This is a genomic window from Nitrococcus sp. (genome assembly GCF_059432795.1).
The window spans coordinates 1-14,306 of the sequence record NZ_JBXWZQ010000196.1; the positions used below are offsets into that span (position 1 = coordinate 1).

The following is a 14,306-nucleotide window of genomic DNA, read 5'->3' on the forward strand; positions in this document are numbered from 1 at the left end:
ACAGCCTCGCTCAATTTCATGGCCGATACTTTCCATTCGATGCCTACGCCCGCCACCAGCGACTTCGGCTGAATCCACAGGCAACGCCCCCGCCGGCGGAAGCCGTGTCCCGCTTCGCTTGTCGGCATTTATGACACACAGGCTCACCGTCGCCAGGCGACCGGCGCCCCCTGAATGCCTAACCGCCGGAAGAAACGTGTGTTTTCACAGTAACTTCGCAACGAAGAGCTAATGGCGCATTTATTGCTAGGACCATTACGTCTTGACTTTCAGCATGGATTGCGAAATTTCGCGATGGATCGCTGCGTTCTGCCAAGGAAAACGGGCTTTCCCTTGGGTCATTAAAGGTTTCAACAATGAAAATGCGAAATCTTTGTTTCTTATCAGTCTTGGTATTGGGGGTGATGGCGTCGGGCAATGCCGCGGCTACCGTCATGGCATGTCCCGCGAATATCGCGGATAACGTCGATGGCGGTGTCGACTGTGAATACAGCGATACCAACCCCGCCAACAACAACCCCGCGACGGTGACCAGTTTCGTGAACTCCGAGGAGTTCTTCGGAATGGACAACTGGATGCATGCCGGGCGCGAGAATGAAGATGGGTCTTCGGACGCCGCAGCGATTGACATCGGCTTTGGCGCCACGTTCGACACCCCGCCCACCAGCGGCACGTGGAGCATCGCCGAGAGCGCCTTCACCACCTGGGACATCATGCTGCTGTTCAAAGACGGCGATGATACGACCCTGGTCGGCTATCTCATGGAGAACAATGCCGATGTGAGCTGCAGCGGCGGCGTGTGCTCGGGTGATTGGCTCTCGCCCTTCGAGAACCCGCCTTTCAACGTTCAAAACCCCCGGGAGGTCTCCTTTATTTCAGCCTATGTAAAGGATCCCGGCAGGCCGCCGAGCGGCATACCGGCACCGGCCACGCTGCTGCTGTTCGGCATCGGGCTGCTGGGCATGAGCCGGATGGGACGACGGAAGGCTTAACAAGAAGCAATAAAGAGCGAGCCCCGCTCGAGCCCGTGTCTCTCGGGCGTGCCGGCTCATACGCCGCTGCACCGCTTCGGCGGCAGGGTGAAAGTTGGAAGGGGCACCGTGCCGGTGCCCCTTTTTTCTTGGCTTCGCACCGACCCCGAGCCGACTATTTCCGCTTGCCGCGACCGTTGCCGCGGCCGCTCACACGGCCACTGTCATCAACCGTGACCGTCACGGAGGCGCCGGCGGTGTTGCCCTCGGCATCGGCGGCGATGGCGCTGACGCGATGCGCGCCCGCGCCCGCCTTCTTGGTATTCCAGCCACAGGAGGCGCTCGGCGTGCCGACGCATTTCAGCGCGCCGTCGAGGTAAATCCGGACTTCGGCCACCTCGTTGTCATCGGTCGCGGAAGCCGACAGGGTCTGGTGACCGCTCACGCTGGCACCGTCGGCCGGGCTCGAAATGCTCACCTGCGGCGCCACCGTATCCGGACCCGAGTCATTGGCGACCACGACCGTGGCGGCCGCGGACTCGCCGCGGTTACCCGCCTCGTCGTAGGCGTAGGCCAGCAATTCCGCGTCGCCGTCTTCGGCCTGCGTCGAATCCCAAGTGAATGCATAGGGGGCCGTGCTCGACGTGCCGACGGACTGATTGGCGGCATAGAGCTCGACATGACTGACACCCAGGTTGTCGGTGGCGCTGACGCTGACGTCCACCAGACCCGAGACGGTACTGCCGGCACCGGGCGAGGCAATGGAGACCGCCGGCGCCTCATCGTCGGCCGGTGAGGACTCCTCGGCAAGCGCCACGGCGGCGGCGGCGTTGACACGACCATGGCCGTAGTATGGGTCCCACCCGGCATTGCCGAGGTCTTCCGCGCTCTGCATCAGCACGGCGGCGATCTGGTCGGGCGACAAAGCGTTGTTGACGCTGCCGATCAGTGCCGCCACGCCCGCCGTAATGGGACTGGCAAACGACGTTCCGGAAGGCGCCCCGTAACCGCCCCCGCGGCTGGTCGTCCAGATGCCGACGCCCGGGGCGGATACGTCGATGTACTGCCCGTAATTCGACCAGCTCGGCCGGGTGTCACTGCTGGTGGTCGCCGATACGGCAATGACCGAGGCTTCGGCGCCATAACCGGGGTTGCGCCCGCTGTTGCCGGCCGCCACGACCACCACGCCGCCGTGGTTCTTCATGTAGTTGGCCGCGTTGTCGATGGTCGGGCTGCCGCTGGCGTCATAGCTGATATTCGCGACTCGCGCGCCGTGGTCTGCCGCCCAGACGATGCCGTTGGCGATATCGCTGAGATAGGCCCAGCCATCGGAGCGGTTGGTGACCCGCACCGGCATGAGGCGAACATGCCAGGCGACGGCGGTAACGCCGATGCCGTTGTTGCTGACCGCCGCAACCGTGCCAGCGACCTTCGTGCCGTGACCGTAGACGTCCTGGACATCGGCGTTGTTGGAAACGACGTTCCAACCGCCAACGATATTCTCTGCGAGATCCAGGTGAAAGGAATCCACTCCCGTGTCGAGCACGGCCACGGTCACCCCCTCGCCCCGCGTGCTGTCCCAGGCGCTCGGGGCCTCGATCTTGGGTAGGTGCCAGGCCTTGGAGTAGTTCGGATCGTCCGGCAGCGTTTGACTGATCGGGACCAGCGCATCGACCTCCGCGAACTTGATGTGCGGGTTGCGCGCCAATGCTCGAGCCACCGCCTGCTCCGCGTGCGGCGGAACCTCGACCCGCCGCACCCGCAGCTCCTCCAGCCGGCTCGCGGCACGGGAGGCACGCGCGCCGGCCCGGCTGAGAATCCTCTCCAGAGCCTGCTGAGGCAGGCCGCTGCGCGGCTGCACCAGAATGCGCCCGCTCGCCCAGCGCTCGGCCGGCTGCGCCCCGGCCGGCACGGCGAGCAACAAAGCAACAGCCGCGGCGACGCCCCCCCTCGCGAGCGCCTGCCAGCACGAGCCCCGGTTTCCGGCGGGACGGACGAGCCTGCGGCTCGTAATCGTCTTCGCTTCAGGCCTTGAATAAAAACGCTTCATGTTGAGAAATCCTCCGGCCGGATTCCCTGAGGATCCGCGCTGCTCGATTGGTTTTTTGGATCGCTTCGAGCAAATCTTCGGGCTCACGCGTGCGCACGACCGAGACGCAGTCGGCAACATCGCCCCGTTGCCCGATAGCCAATCGATAAACGTGATGAATTTCTCGTTTTCTATCTCGAGTCTTCGCGGCAGCATTTCCGGCAGTGGGCAACAGGCCGGAATCCGCGATCGAAAGCCGCGACGAATAGGCCGGCCGGCGCGTTGCGATTTTCTTGCGGCCGTGCTTTGAACTGCCTACCCTCCTCGAGGGTCTCAATAAAATGGAGATCCTGAGGGCAGCAGCGGGGCTCATGCTTGGAAGGTAGGTAAAGCCAATGAAACGGAAATTGTCTCTGGCGCTCGTGGCTGGGCTGTGGGTCGGCAGTGCTTTGGCATTGCTTGGCTGCACGCCACGCAACACCACCACTTACGAAACCCAGCCCGCCCTGGCGGCGGCGCCCAGCGCCGACTGCACCGGTTGCGGGACCATCACCTCAATTGACAGCACGGATGGCATGTATGGCGGCAACGAGTATCGGGTGAGCATCAGGCTCGACAATGGCGGGACACAGGCGATCACCCAGTCGACACAGCCGCCGTTCCGGGTCGGTGATCGCGTTCAGATCCTGACTCAGCCTGTCCGATAAGGATGCACCGGAACTCCATGCCCGGCCTCCGCCCGCCGAGCGGTCTGTTCGGCCGATCGGGCGGCGTGCCGGGCATCGGGCCACGCCCGGACGCACCCGCGCAGCGCAAGCGCTGGCGCCCGCGCATTTGACGTTTCCTCACCTTCCGAGCAAGCTCAACGGTTCACCCGCTGTCGTGCAGCACCGCAGCCACGCGATGCCCGTGCGCGCAAACGCACGGCCACGCCGTTTGTCGCGCGTCTCGAGTCCGCCTCGATGGCCCTCCCGCAAGACCGAGGGCAAGTCGAGCGAGCGCGAAGAGGAATGTCCATGCAAGAGAAGCTACGCGCCTATCTCAATGAGCATACCAACCCCCCGGTCTTCGTCACCTCCGGGCTGGTGATGCTCCTGCTGGTCGCGCTTGCCGTGGCATTTCCGCGCCGATTCGGCGGCGTTGCAAATCATATCCAGGACTTCATCACCACCTATTTCGGCTGGTTCTACATCCTGGGCACGACGTTCATCCTGCTGTTCGTGGTGCTGCTCATGTTCAGCCGCTACGGCAACATCCGGCTCGGCCCGGACGATGCGAAGCCCGATTACGACACCTGGTCCTGGGTATGCATGATGTTCACTGCCGGCATGGGAATCGGCCTCGTCTACTACAGCGTTGCCGAACCCATCGCCCACTTCAAGAATCCGCCCCTCATCGCCGGCGGTACCGAGCAGGCGGCCGTCGACGCCATGAACTACACGGTCTTCCATTGGGGCTTCCATCCCTGGGCGCTCTACAGCTTGCTCGGCCTGGCCCTGGGCTATTTCTCGTTCCGCAAAGGACTGCCGCTCAAGCCGGCGGCCGCGTTCTATCCCGTGCTGGGCGATCGCATCTACGGCCCGATCGGTCATGGGATCGACATCCTGGCGGTGTTCGGCACACTGTTCGGGCTGGCGACCTCGATCGGGTTCGGCGCCACCCAGATCACCGCCGGGCTGAACGTGCTGTTCGGTGTGCCGAACGATCTCACCGTGCAGCTTCTGGTGATCGGCATAGTCGAGGCAGTCGCCATCACCAGCATCATGCTGGGGATCGACGCCGGCATCAGGCGCCTGTCCGTGCTCAATATGTGGCTTGCTCTCGCTCTGTGCGCCTTCGTATTCGCGCTCGGCCCCACCCTCTATGTGCTCAACTCCCTGGTGAGCGACACCGGCTATTATCTGCAGCATTTGCCGCAGACCAGCCTCACCGTATTCGTCAACGGCGAAGGCGCCGAGTTTCAGTCGACCTGGACCTTGTTCTACTGGGGCTGGTGGATATCCTGGTCGCCTTTCGTGGGAATGTTCATCGCGCGGATCTCCTACGGTTACACGATTCGTCAGTTCATTGCGGGCACGTTGCTCATTCCCACGGGCGCCTCGATCGTCTGGTTCGTCGTCTTCGGTCGCACCGCGCTCGAGGCGCTGCTCGATGGCGGCAACGCCGCCTTGATGAACGCCAGCGCCCCCAAGGCCATTTTCGTCCTGCTCCAGCAATTGCCGACCAGCGGGCTGATCGCAATCACCGCCTCGGTGGTCGCGATCATCGTCGTGACGCTGTTCTTTGCCACATCCTCCGATTCCGGATCGCTCGTGGTCGATATCCTCACCAACGGCGGCGATCCGCATCCGATATGGCAACAACGGCTCTTCTGGGCCGTCATGGAGGGCCTGGTTGCGGCGGTGCTGCTGATCGCCGGCGCGGCGACCGGCGGCGATGCCCTCGGGGCACTGCAAACCGGGGCGGTCACCACGGGATTGCCCTTCTGCGCCGTGCTCCTGCTCATGTGTTACACGCTCTACAAAGCGCTGGCTCAGGAACGCTCGAGGGGCCACGTACCGCGCCCGGACGAGCGTGTCCAGACGAAGGAGGCGGTCACACGGCCGGACCCTCCTCGCTTGGCGCAACACCGTTCGCCCGAGCGGCAACTCGGGGCGACGCGGCGCGAATCCGAGGAAACTCGTCACCGATCGACGGGCAACGCTGCCGGGAGGGGTCGATGAGCACGCCGCGGCGGAATCCATTCAAGGGTTTTCTCGACGTCATGAGCGAGATGAACCGCCTGCAACACCACTGGATGTCGCGCAAAGAGGCTGAGCCGGCGGACTCGCCCCGCACTCACGCCAGCGCCTGGGTGCCGCCCGCTGACATATACGCCAGCCACCGCGATCTGATCATTCGCTGCGAGCTCGCCGGGCTGACTCGCCCGGACGTGGACGTGACTGTCGCCAACGGTGTGCTGACCATCTCCGGCGCACGCGAGCCCATAGCCGAGGAGGAGGCGGTGACCTACTATACGCAGGAGCGCTATTACGGCGCATTTCGCCGCAGCATGATCCTTCCCGAGGGGATCGATAAGGACGACATCACCGCAAGCTTCGAAAACGGACTGTTGGAGATCGTTCTCAAAGGCGGGGCAGCCGGCAAAACCCAGCACATCGACATCGCGGTACAAGACGAAAAATAGCCCATCAACGCGGCGCAGCACGGCAACGCCCGATTCGGCGGGGACGCGGCGGCCCCATGATTCTCGCAATTGCAGCATGGATTTCCTATGCTGTGCCTTCTTCCTGCACGTTGTGGGGGCACGAGCGCGGATGCGGGATACATGAGGCCGTTGCCTGTTATTGCGAAAACACTCTTGCCGGCTTACGACGTCAACCGTGCCTCAAACCGCGGTGCGCGGCCGCACCCCCACGGCCGTTCGAAGCGATGGAAAAGGCGCAGCGGGCATTCCTCTCCTCCCGCGTTGTCGCGTCGTCCCCGCTGAACCCCGTCGATTTCGCATGATGAACCCATTGGACACGGCGCCAGGCGGTATCGGAAATTCGGCAAAATCCATCTGTACAAGCAATCATCAGAAGAACAGGCGGTTGACGCCGTCATGACAAGCGGCTCGCCAAAATCTCTGCACCATGCAAGGAGTAGTAAATGAGCAGACCTGGCAAGATCGTACTCGGCTTCGTCGGCACGCTGATCGTGCTCGCCATCATTGCCGTTGCCGTGGTTTTCACCAACCTCAATCGATTGCTGAAATACGGGGTCGAGGAATACGGTCCCTCGATAACCGGCACGACGGTGAACCTGAACGAGGTCGATGTTTCGCCCTTCTCCGGCGCCGGGGAGCTGCACGGCCTCGAGATCGGCAATCCCGAGGGATTTGACGGCGATTACGCCTTCAAGCTCGACGATGTAAAAGTCGCACTCGTTCCGGACACGCTCCGTGACGAGACTGTCGTGATAGAGGAGATCCTGATTGGTGGCGCGCGCCTGCATGCCCAGTTCAAGGGCACGAGGAGCAACCTTCAGCAAATCCTCGACAACGTGAAACAGTCCTCCGGCACAGCGACGCAAGCCGACCAGGAGGGCGAGGCACAGCCGGGAAAGCCCCGGAAATTCATTGTCAAAGCGTTTCGTTTCACGGGCGGTGAAGTCATAGCTTCTTCGGATGTCGCCCAGGCGAGCCGCACCGTGGAGCTCCCGGCGTTCGAAGTCCAGGACATCGGCAGTGCTTCAGGGGGTGTCACCGCCGCTGAGCTCACCGAAGAGCTACTGCGCCCGATGGTCGATAAGGCGCTGCAAAAAGCTCAAAGTGAAGTGCTGAAGCAGGGGACCGAGCAATTCAAGCAAAAGGCCCAGGAGAAACTGCGGGACAAGCTCAAGGGGCTGACCCAGTAATCCCATGGTCATAGGCCGCTGCCGGTAACGGTTTCGACTCTTATCGGCAGCGGCCGTTTACCTCGCCGCATCGCCAAGCTAGACCAGATCGAGCCGCTCCGGTGCCAAGAGGCGCAGCGCGGCAAGCGCTTGCGGAACATCCGACAAGAGCTCGAAATCGGCATAATCGAATCCGGGAGCGACGGTGCAACCCGCCAGGACGTAGTCGCGCTCGGGACAGGCCGCCTGCCACCAGCCAGCGGGCACCGCGACACTAGGCCATGCGTCGGCGCCGAACGGCCCGAGGCGGCGGCGCGTGCATTCGCGAAATTCGGGATCGACCTGGTATAGGGTCAGTGCTCCCCCCTCGTACCAGTGCCAGATTTCATCCGCGGCGACGCGGTGCCAGCGGCTGACTTCACCGCGGCGCAGCAGGTAGTAAATACAACTGAGCGCCGGGCGGGATACGCCCCCGGCGTGGCGGACGACGCTCGCCTCCGAGGTGAAAACGCGCCGGAACCGACCGCCTTCCGGATGCGGCGCCAATTCCAGCGCCCGCGCCAACTGTTCGGCCCGATCGTTCATGCCCTTGATCACCTCAGGGGCGCCGCCTGATATAGCTCGCAACGTCGTGGTCGGCTCGGGTCGGCGCCTCACGGCCTTGGCTAACCGTCGCCGATGGTAGTACTCTTCGGGTGCCCCCCACTATAGCCGCTACGGACAGGCACGCCTATGGACGGCCGGGACCCTCGTCGCCAATTTCCTGCAATTGCAGCACACGCTCTCGCTCACGCCATGCGGGCCATCATGCTTGTTGTGCTTCTGGCCCCGCTAGGGGTAGGCAATGCACAAGGTGATGAATCGGCGAGCGTGCCCTTCGAGGAGCTCCTCGCGCAGTGGAAGCAAACCATTCAGACGGCCGAGACGGCGCTTAAAAGTGACTTCGCCACCGTCGAAGCGGGCGAGGTCCGCGACAAGCTGCACGCCACACTGGAATCCGCGCGCCAGGCCCGCGGCCAGGCCCTCGCACGCAAGGAAACCGCCGCGGAACGACTCGCGAGTCTGGCGCCCGCCTCCGAGCCCAAGAAAACCGAGGAGGGTGATGCCGAGACGACGCAGGCGCCAGAAGAAACTCCGCAGCTCAAGGCCTTGCGCAAGGAGATGCAGGATCGGGTGGCGAAGCTGCATTCCCAGGTGACCCAGACCAATCTGATCATTGACCACGCGAACGACCTTCTGGGTTCGATAGCCGCCTGGGAGCAGGCTCAGGTCCGCTCGACCATACTCAAGCGCAGCCCCCTCCCGTTTAGCTTTCAGGTCTGGCAGAAAGCCGGCGCCGATGCCCTGACTTTTATCATAGAAGCGCTTGCGGCGCCGCTCACGTGGTGGAACACGCGGTTGTCCCACCAGAACACGTGGCGGCTGTTCGGCCCCCTGCTCGGTGTGCTCATCGTGGGTCTGGCCATCAGTTGGCCCACCCGGAGCTGGCTGACGCGGCGCTTCGGACGTGATGGTACGGAACTGGAGCCGACCTACACCCGGCGGATCATTGCCGCCTTTGCCGATGGTTTGGCGAACGCTGTCATACCCGCGGCGCTCGTCGCGGTGACGCTGCTGATTTTGTATCTCCAAAGCGGCGTGTTGACGAGCCTTTTCGCTTTGCTGCTCTACGCCGGCGGTGCGGCGCTTGCGGCGTTTCTCATGATCATGGGCCTTGCCCGCGCCGCCGCGTCTCCGCATCTGGTGGCCTGGCGAATCGCCCCCGTCCAGCCGACTTACGTCTTCCGCCTGCTGACAGCGATTCGCGGCGTCACCGCGAGCCTGCTGCTCGCGTTGGCGCTGCTCGGCACGGCTTACTACGGCAAACTGCTGACCCCGGAGTTGGAGGCCGTCTTTTTCCTGATCCAAGTCCCCTTGACCAGTGCCCTCGTCGTCTGGGCGCTCTCGCCTACCTATTGGGAGACCTCCCTGGAGAAATCGCAGAGTGCCGGCAGCGTGGAGCAGCCCGATGAACCCGAGGAGGAGGAGCCTTCGGCCGGCGCAGAGGAAGGGGAGACAACGGAGGAGGAAGAGATTTCCCCGCGTTCCTGGTTCGACCGGGCCCGCAAAGCCGTGCGCGTGGTCATGGTTCTCCTGCCGTTCCTTGCCCTGGCGGGCTACGGCCGATTAGGCTTTTTCATCCAGTCGCGCCTGGTGGCCGCCGCGGTACTGTTCGGCTTCGCCCTCCTTTTGCGCTTGGCGCTCGGAGAGATGATCGAGCGCTGGCTCTCCCGCCGACGCTTGATGCCGAGCGGGGCGGCACAAAAAAAAACCGAGGCGGAAGAGCGCCGACTCAATGGAACCATGTTCTGGATCGGCATGGCCGTAAGTCTGTGCATCTTTTTGCCGCTGATCTACGTGCTTCTGCTCCTCAGCGGCATTCCCGGCACAACCCTGCAGCTGTGGATCGGTCAACTGCTCTCCGGTATCGAGATCGGCAGCGTCTCCATTTCCTTGGGGGCGATGCTGCTCGCGATCCTGGTGCTGATCGTCGGCGTGATCGTCACCAACCTCTTACGACATTGGCTCGCGAATCGCGTGCTGCCCAATACGCGACTGGATATCGGCGCCCGCAACTCGATCGCCTCGGCAAGCGGCTACCTCGGTTTAGCCATCGTGTTGCTGATCGCGATCTCTACGCTGGGGGTCGATTTCTCAAGCCTTGCCCTAGTCGCGGGCGCACTCGGCGTCGGTATCGGTTTCGGCCTCCAGAACGTGGTTCAGAATTTCGTGGCGGGCCTGCTGATGCTGATCGAACGGCCGGTCAAGGTCGGTGACTGGATCATCGTCGGCGCCACCGAAGGCACCGTGAAGCGCATTTCGGTCCGCTCTACCGAAATAGAGACCTTCGACCGCTCCTCCGTGATCGTACCGAATTCCGAGTTCATCTCTTCACCGGTCACCAATTGGACTTACAAGAACCGGCTCGCGCGTGTGCGTGTGCGGGTGGGGGTCGCTTACGGCAGCGACACGAAAAAGGTGGCGGCGACGCTGCTGCGCTGCGCCCAGGCACACCGCCACGTGCTGCGCTATCCGACTGCAGCCGCCTATTTCCTCGCCTTCGGTGATTCCTCACTGAACTTCGAGCTGCGTTGCTACGTCTACGATACCGATTATTTCCTGCCCACGCTCAGCGACCTTCACTTCGCGGTGGATGACGCGTTTCGTCAGGAGGGCATCGAGATCCCGTTTCCGCAGCGCGACCTGCATTTGCGCGACAAGGTCATTGGCCTTTCACCGGAGAGCCCGAACTCGGACAAGCCCACCGGCAAACAGGCACACCGCTAGATTGCCACAGCGGTGCAACGCGGCTCGCGCCGCGTCCGCGGTGCCGGACCGCGCCGCGAGAGTGCACCGGGCGCGTCAAGCTGCCCCCTTCCATCGATAATCGCTAGCCCGCCACGCCCTCGCCCGTGAGATACTGACAAGCGCCACGCGGACACGGCCGGCTCTATGAGCGTAGGGCCATTTCGGCTTTGGGCTAACGATGCGCCCGTCGGTGTTCACCGCTGAAGCGGTCCGTTGGGCTCGGCCGGCCGACGGAGCGGACCACGAAGCGGGGGCTGGTTTAAGATAGTCCGAGCACACCAGGAAAAAGGAATGGACTACTTCATACTTGCGCCCACCTTTTTGTATCTGCTATTCGGCGCGCTCATCGCAGCGCTCATTCTGATTGAAATAAGGATTTTGCGCCTCGCCGGTTCCCGAACTGCCGTTAATCGCCGCTACATCCTCGTGATGCTGCTCCTGTCGTGGCTCGGTAGCTATATCGACATTCCCCTCGCGGAAATCCCATCCCGGGAATATATCGAGCAACATGAATTTTTCTTCTTCGGAATGAAATACGTGACGCCGGTCCTCGTCAACGCACCCGGTACGCTCATCGCCGTCAATGTCGGCGGAGCCCTGATTCCGACGGTAGTGTCGATTGGTTTGCTGATAAAAAAGAAGCTTTATCTCACTTCGGCGCTCGGTGTGACGGTGGTCTCCACAATCGTGCTGATACTCGCCTCCCCCGTGCCGGGAACGGGCATCGCCGTGCCGGTATTCATACCACCGCTCGCGGCTGCGGCAACCGCGTTGCTGATATCCAGAACCCATGCAGCACCCCTTGCATATATCTGCGGCAGCCTCGGTACGCTGATCGGCGGGGACCTGCTCAATCTGGGCCGCATCCACAGCCTGAGCACCTCAACCGCATCGATCGGCGGTGCCGGCATGTTTGACGGCATCTTCATCACCGGCCTGTTCGCCATGGTCATCGCGAGCCTTGCGACGAGGGGGCGATCACAGCTCTTTCAATAGCACAATGGCTTTGTGTGGCGGCGAATGCGCGACCAATAGCAAAAGACCGCTACGGCAGATAGCCTTGCTCCCCGAACCAAATAATCGCGTCCTCGAGTGCCGCTTCGCCAGGCCGTGGCGAGTAGCCCAGCGCTTGCCGGGCCTTGACGCTCGAGAAATACATGCGCTTCTTCGCCATACGCACACCGTCCACGTTGACCCGCGGTTCCCGCTGGCTGAGCCGCGCCCAGGCTTCGGCGGCGTAGGCGATCGGCAACACCAGGTTATGGGGCAGGCGCAGCCGTGGCGGCGGCCGGCCGACAAAGCCTGCGATCTTCACCAGAATTTCCCGCAGACTCATGTTGGTGCCGCCCAGAATATAGCGCTCCCCCGGCTGTCCGCGCTCGAAAGCCAACAAATGGCCGTGGGCCACGTCATCCACGTGCACGATATTGAGCCCGGTGTCGACATAGGCGGGCATGCGGCCGGCGGCGGCATCGAGCACCATCTGTCCGGTCGGGGTGGGCTTGACGTCACGCGGCCCGACCGGCGCCGAAGGATTGACGATCACCACCGGCAAACCCGTTTCGCCGATCAGTCGCCTGGCCTCCTCCTCGGCCAGGTATTTCGAGCGCTTGTAGTGCCCCACCATATCATCCAGTGAGGCCGGCGTGGCCTCGTCGGCGGGCGTATGATCGGCTCGGACACCGAGGGTCGCCACGCTGCTGGTATAGACGACCCGCTCGACCCCCGCCTCGAGCGCGGCCTCTAGAATGAATCGGGTCCCGTCCACGTTGCTGCGATAGAGCACCTGTGGATCGCGCGTCCAGAGCCGATAATCCGCCGCCGTATGAAACAGCGCCCGGCAGCCGCGCGCCGCCCGCAGGAGGCTGGCGGGGTCCGTGAGATCGCCGGTGCACACCTCGACGTCCAGCCCGGCGAGGTTGCGCCGGTCGCTGCTCGGTCGGACCAGCACCCGCACCTCGTACCCCGCCGCCTGCAGCCTGCGCAATATGGCCGAGCCGACAAAACCGCTCGCGCCGGTGAGTAATACAGGAGCCATCTCTGGCGCACCTCCTCCGCGGTATTCACCGCGCCTGAGTTATTCTTGCCCGCACTCCGGCGCTGGCAGTCCTTGAGAGTGTGCACGCAGCGGAGCGGTTTCGGGGGGCGGGCAGGCTGGGCGCGTGTGGTCGGGACGAGATCATGCCCCTCGTTCCAACCAAGCGCGCGGAACCTTCAGCGAGGCAGTTTCAGCCGTTCTGGCGAACTCCGCGCTAGCGCGCTGGCCGCCAACGCGTGTCTGTTCTGTTATGGAACCGGTTACCGCCCCGATTCTTAGCATGATCAGCGACGCGATCTGTGCGTTGGCGGTAGGCTATCAGTGCCTGGCACTCATAGCGACCTCCCGCTGGCGCCTCGAACAACCAGCGCGATTACGCCGGAATTTGTCCCCGCAGACCCCCGGCACCGTTCTCAAGCCACTGTGCGGTGACGAGCCCGGGCTATACGCGAGCCTGCGTTCTTTCTGCACGCAGGATTACCCCGATTTTCAGCTCCTCTTCGGGGTGCGCGCCCCCAACGATCCGGCGCTGCAGGTAGTCCATCAGCTGCGTCGGGAATTCCCCGCTGTCCGTTCGCTTGTGGCAGCACGAACTACGCTGGCTGCGCACGATCCGCGCGCTGCAGCCGAAAGGTTATGCGCTCAGCGTTTTTGAATGATCCGCTGGCGCTGTGCCTGCTCGGGATACTTAGCGCCGGGTGGCAAGCGCCGCTCTGGGTGCTGCTCGCACTCTCGTCGGCTATCCGCCTTATGCTACATTACCAAATCAATTAGTTCTCCTGGAGCAGTGAACGAGCGCAGCCGTGGTTGACTCCGGCGCGGGATGTCTTGACCTTCCTCGCCTGGTGCGCGGGTTTCGGCTCCCGAAGTATCTGGTGGCGCCAGCAACGGATTGATATTCAAGCGGACGGTTCCGCTCGCAACCGATCGGGGGATTCACCGTGAGAACGCTGTTCTTGCATCCATCGTCATTCGACGGCTTTGACGGCGGGGCCGGCGCCCGCTATCAGGCGAAACGGGAAATCCGCTCCTTCTGGTACCCCACCTGGCTCGCGCAACCCGCGGCGCTGCTGCCCGAGAGCAGGCTCATCGACGCCCCGGCGGACGGGCTGCGCCTGGCCGACATCCTGCCGCTGGCCCGCCAATACGATCTTATCGTGATGCACACGAGCTCGCCGTCGTTTCCCACCGATGCGAACGTCGCCGAGGCACTCAAGGAGGAAAACGCAAGCCTTCCGATCGGCATGGTCGGCGCCCGGGTCGCCGTGGAGCCGGAGGCATCCCTGGGGGCGAGCGCGGCAATCGATTTCGTTGCGCGCGAGGAGTTCGATTTCTCTATCAAGGAGGGCGCCGAAGGCCGGGCGCTCGGCACGAACCACGGCCTGAGCCACAAGAATGTCAGCGGCCGGATCATCCATGATGCCGCGCGTGCCGTCCTCGAGAACCTGGGTGAGCTGCCGTTCATCTCAGCGGCCTAGCCGTGCGCTCTTTCTGAGTCCCAGGCTACGGCTGTTGAGAAAGCGTCTGCGATGCGCCTCCCTCG

At 63.3% G+C, this 14,306-nt stretch carries 14 protein-coding genes and 1 pseudogene; 10 read left to right on the forward strand and 5 right to left on the reverse strand.

Going from position 1 to position 14,306, the window contains the following annotated elements; all coding sequences use genetic code 11:
- Positions 1-178: 178 nt before the first annotated feature.
- A complete protein-coding gene (locus AC52Q4_RS13300) occupies positions 179-436 on the reverse strand; it encodes a hypothetical protein (RefSeq protein ID WP_495537279.1) in 258 nt (85 codons plus the stop codon).
- On the opposite strand from AC52Q4_RS13300, the gene AC52Q4_RS13305 reads away from it, so the two are divergent.
- Positions 435-992 (forward strand): PEP-CTERM sorting domain-containing protein, encoded by a 558-nt coding sequence (locus AC52Q4_RS13305; RefSeq protein ID WP_495537280.1) that lies wholly within the window; start codon positions 435-437, stop codon positions 990-992. The two genes, AC52Q4_RS13300 and AC52Q4_RS13305, sit on opposite strands and share 2 nt — an antisense overlap.
- A gap of 154 nt (positions 993-1,146) precedes the next feature.
- On the opposite strand, the gene AC52Q4_RS13310 is transcribed toward AC52Q4_RS13305, so the two are convergent.
- Positions 1,147-3,021, reverse strand: coding sequence for a S8 family serine peptidase (locus AC52Q4_RS13310; RefSeq protein ID WP_495537281.1), 1,875 nt, complete (start codon positions 3,019-3,021; stop codon positions 1,147-1,149).
- A complete protein-coding gene (locus tag AC52Q4_RS13315; RefSeq protein ID WP_495537282.1) occupies positions 2,996-3,373 on the reverse strand; it encodes a hypothetical protein in 378 nt (125 codons plus the stop codon). Before AC52Q4_RS13315 ends, AC52Q4_RS13310 begins: the two co-directional genes overlap by 26 nt.
- A 22-nt stretch (positions 3,374-3,395) precedes the next feature.
- Here AC52Q4_RS13315 and AC52Q4_RS13320 point away from each other — a divergent pair, with 22 nt between their 5' ends.
- From AC52Q4_RS13320 to AC52Q4_RS13335, 4 genes are all read left to right on the forward strand, one after another.
- Positions 3,396-3,707 (forward strand): hypothetical protein, encoded by a 312-nt coding sequence (locus tag AC52Q4_RS13320; protein ID WP_495537283.1) that lies wholly within the window; start codon positions 3,396-3,398, stop codon positions 3,705-3,707.
- A 309-nt stretch (positions 3,708-4,016) separates the two neighbouring features.
- Positions 4,017-5,723: a BCCT family transporter gene (locus AC52Q4_RS13325; RefSeq protein WP_495537284.1), complete on the forward strand. Its 1,707-nt coding sequence runs from the start codon at positions 4,017-4,019 to the stop codon at positions 5,721-5,723.
- Positions 5,720-6,187 (forward strand): Hsp20/alpha crystallin family protein, encoded by a 468-nt coding sequence (locus AC52Q4_RS13330; RefSeq protein ID WP_495537285.1) that lies wholly within the window; start codon positions 5,720-5,722, stop codon positions 6,185-6,187. Before AC52Q4_RS13325 ends, AC52Q4_RS13330 begins: the two co-directional genes overlap by 4 nt.
- Positions 6,188-6,651: 464 nt before the next feature.
- The gene (locus AC52Q4_RS13335; protein WP_495537286.1) at positions 6,652-7,398 is read left to right on the forward strand and encodes a DUF748 domain-containing protein; all 747 of its coding nucleotides are present in this window, start codon (positions 6,652-6,654) and stop codon (positions 7,396-7,398) included.
- Between the two features lie 78 nt (positions 7,399-7,476).
- On the opposite strand, the gene AC52Q4_RS13340 is transcribed toward AC52Q4_RS13335, so the two are convergent.
- Positions 7,477-7,962: a cupin domain-containing protein gene (locus AC52Q4_RS13340; RefSeq protein ID WP_495537287.1), complete on the reverse strand. Its 486-nt coding sequence runs from the start codon at positions 7,960-7,962 to the stop codon at positions 7,477-7,479.
- A 222-nt stretch (positions 7,963-8,184) separates the two neighbouring features.
- On the opposite strand from AC52Q4_RS13340, the gene AC52Q4_RS13345 reads away from it, so the two are divergent.
- Positions 8,185-10,704 carry a mechanosensitive ion channel family protein gene (locus AC52Q4_RS13345; protein ID WP_495537288.1) on the forward strand — a complete coding sequence of 840 codons (2,520 nt, stop codon included), beginning with the start codon at positions 8,185-8,187 and terminating at the stop codon, positions 10,702-10,704.
- A 342-nt stretch (positions 10,705-11,046) separates the two neighbouring features.
- Positions 11,047-11,721, forward strand: coding sequence for a DUF1614 domain-containing protein (locus tag AC52Q4_RS13350; RefSeq protein WP_495537289.1), 675 nt, complete (start codon positions 11,047-11,049; stop codon positions 11,719-11,721).
- Between the two features lie 49 nt (positions 11,722-11,770).
- On the opposite strand, the gene hpnA is transcribed toward AC52Q4_RS13350, so the two are convergent.
- Positions 11,771-12,763 (reverse strand): hopanoid-associated sugar epimerase, encoded by a 993-nt coding sequence (gene hpnA, locus AC52Q4_RS13355; protein ID WP_495537290.1) that lies wholly within the window; start codon positions 12,761-12,763, stop codon positions 11,771-11,773.
- A gap of 250 nt (positions 12,764-13,013) precedes the next feature.
- Here hpnA and AC52Q4_RS13360 point away from each other — a divergent pair, with 250 nt between their 5' ends.
- The 3 genes and pseudogenes from AC52Q4_RS13360 (at position 13,014) to AC52Q4_RS13370 (ending at position 14,241) form a co-directional block, all read left to right on the forward strand.
- Positions 13,014-13,418: a glycosyltransferase gene (locus AC52Q4_RS13360; protein ID WP_495537291.1), complete on the forward strand. Its 405-nt coding sequence runs from the start codon at positions 13,014-13,016 to the stop codon at positions 13,416-13,418.
- Between the two features lie 149 nt (positions 13,419-13,567).
- Positions 13,568-13,708 (forward strand): annotated as a pseudogene (locus AC52Q4_RS13365) (hypothetical protein); the annotation flags it as partial.
- Positions 13,705-14,241, forward strand: coding sequence for a hopanoid biosynthesis associated radical SAM protein HpnJ (locus AC52Q4_RS13370; protein WP_495537292.1), 537 nt, complete (start codon positions 13,705-13,707; stop codon positions 14,239-14,241). The pseudogene AC52Q4_RS13365 and the gene AC52Q4_RS13370, both read left to right, overlap by 4 nt.
- Positions 14,242-14,306: the final 65 nt, after the last annotated feature.

What these genes read in the sequence shown, in the direction of transcription:
- AC52Q4_RS13305 (WP_495537280.1), top strand. Translation starts at nt 435, where the DNA reads ATGGCATGTCCCGCGAATATCGCGGATAACGTCGATGGCGGTGTCGAC.
- AC52Q4_RS13300 (WP_495537279.1), bottom strand. Translation starts at nt 436, where the DNA reads ATGACGGTAGCCGCGGCATTGCCCGACGCCATCACCCCCAATACCAAG.
- AC52Q4_RS13310 (WP_495537281.1), bottom strand. Translation starts at nt 3,021, where the DNA reads ATGAAGCGTTTTTATTCAAGGCCTGAAGCGAAGACGATTACGAGCCGC.
- AC52Q4_RS13315 (WP_495537282.1), bottom strand. Translation starts at nt 3,373, where the DNA reads ATGAGCCCCGCTGCTGCCCTCAGGATCTCCATTTTATTGAGACCCTCG.
- AC52Q4_RS13320 (WP_495537283.1), top strand. Translation starts at nt 3,396, where the DNA reads ATGAAACGGAAATTGTCTCTGGCGCTCGTGGCTGGGCTGTGGGTCGGC.
- AC52Q4_RS13325 (WP_495537284.1), top strand. Translation starts at nt 4,017, where the DNA reads ATGCAAGAGAAGCTACGCGCCTATCTCAATGAGCATACCAACCCCCCG.
- AC52Q4_RS13330 (WP_495537285.1), top strand. Translation starts at nt 5,720, where the DNA reads ATGAGCACGCCGCGGCGGAATCCATTCAAGGGTTTTCTCGACGTCATG.
- AC52Q4_RS13335 (WP_495537286.1), top strand. Translation starts at nt 6,652, where the DNA reads ATGAGCAGACCTGGCAAGATCGTACTCGGCTTCGTCGGCACGCTGATC.
- AC52Q4_RS13340 (WP_495537287.1), bottom strand. Translation starts at nt 7,962, where the DNA reads ATGAACGATCGGGCCGAACAGTTGGCGCGGGCGCTGGAATTGGCGCCG.
- AC52Q4_RS13345 (WP_495537288.1), top strand. Translation starts at nt 8,185, where the DNA reads ATGCTTGTTGTGCTTCTGGCCCCGCTAGGGGTAGGCAATGCACAAGGT.
- hpnA (WP_495537290.1), bottom strand. Translation starts at nt 12,763, where the DNA reads ATGGCTCCTGTATTACTCACCGGCGCGAGCGGTTTTGTCGGCTCGGCC.
- AC52Q4_RS13360 (WP_495537291.1), top strand. Translation starts at nt 13,014, where the DNA reads ATGGAACCGGTTACCGCCCCGATTCTTAGCATGATCAGCGACGCGATC.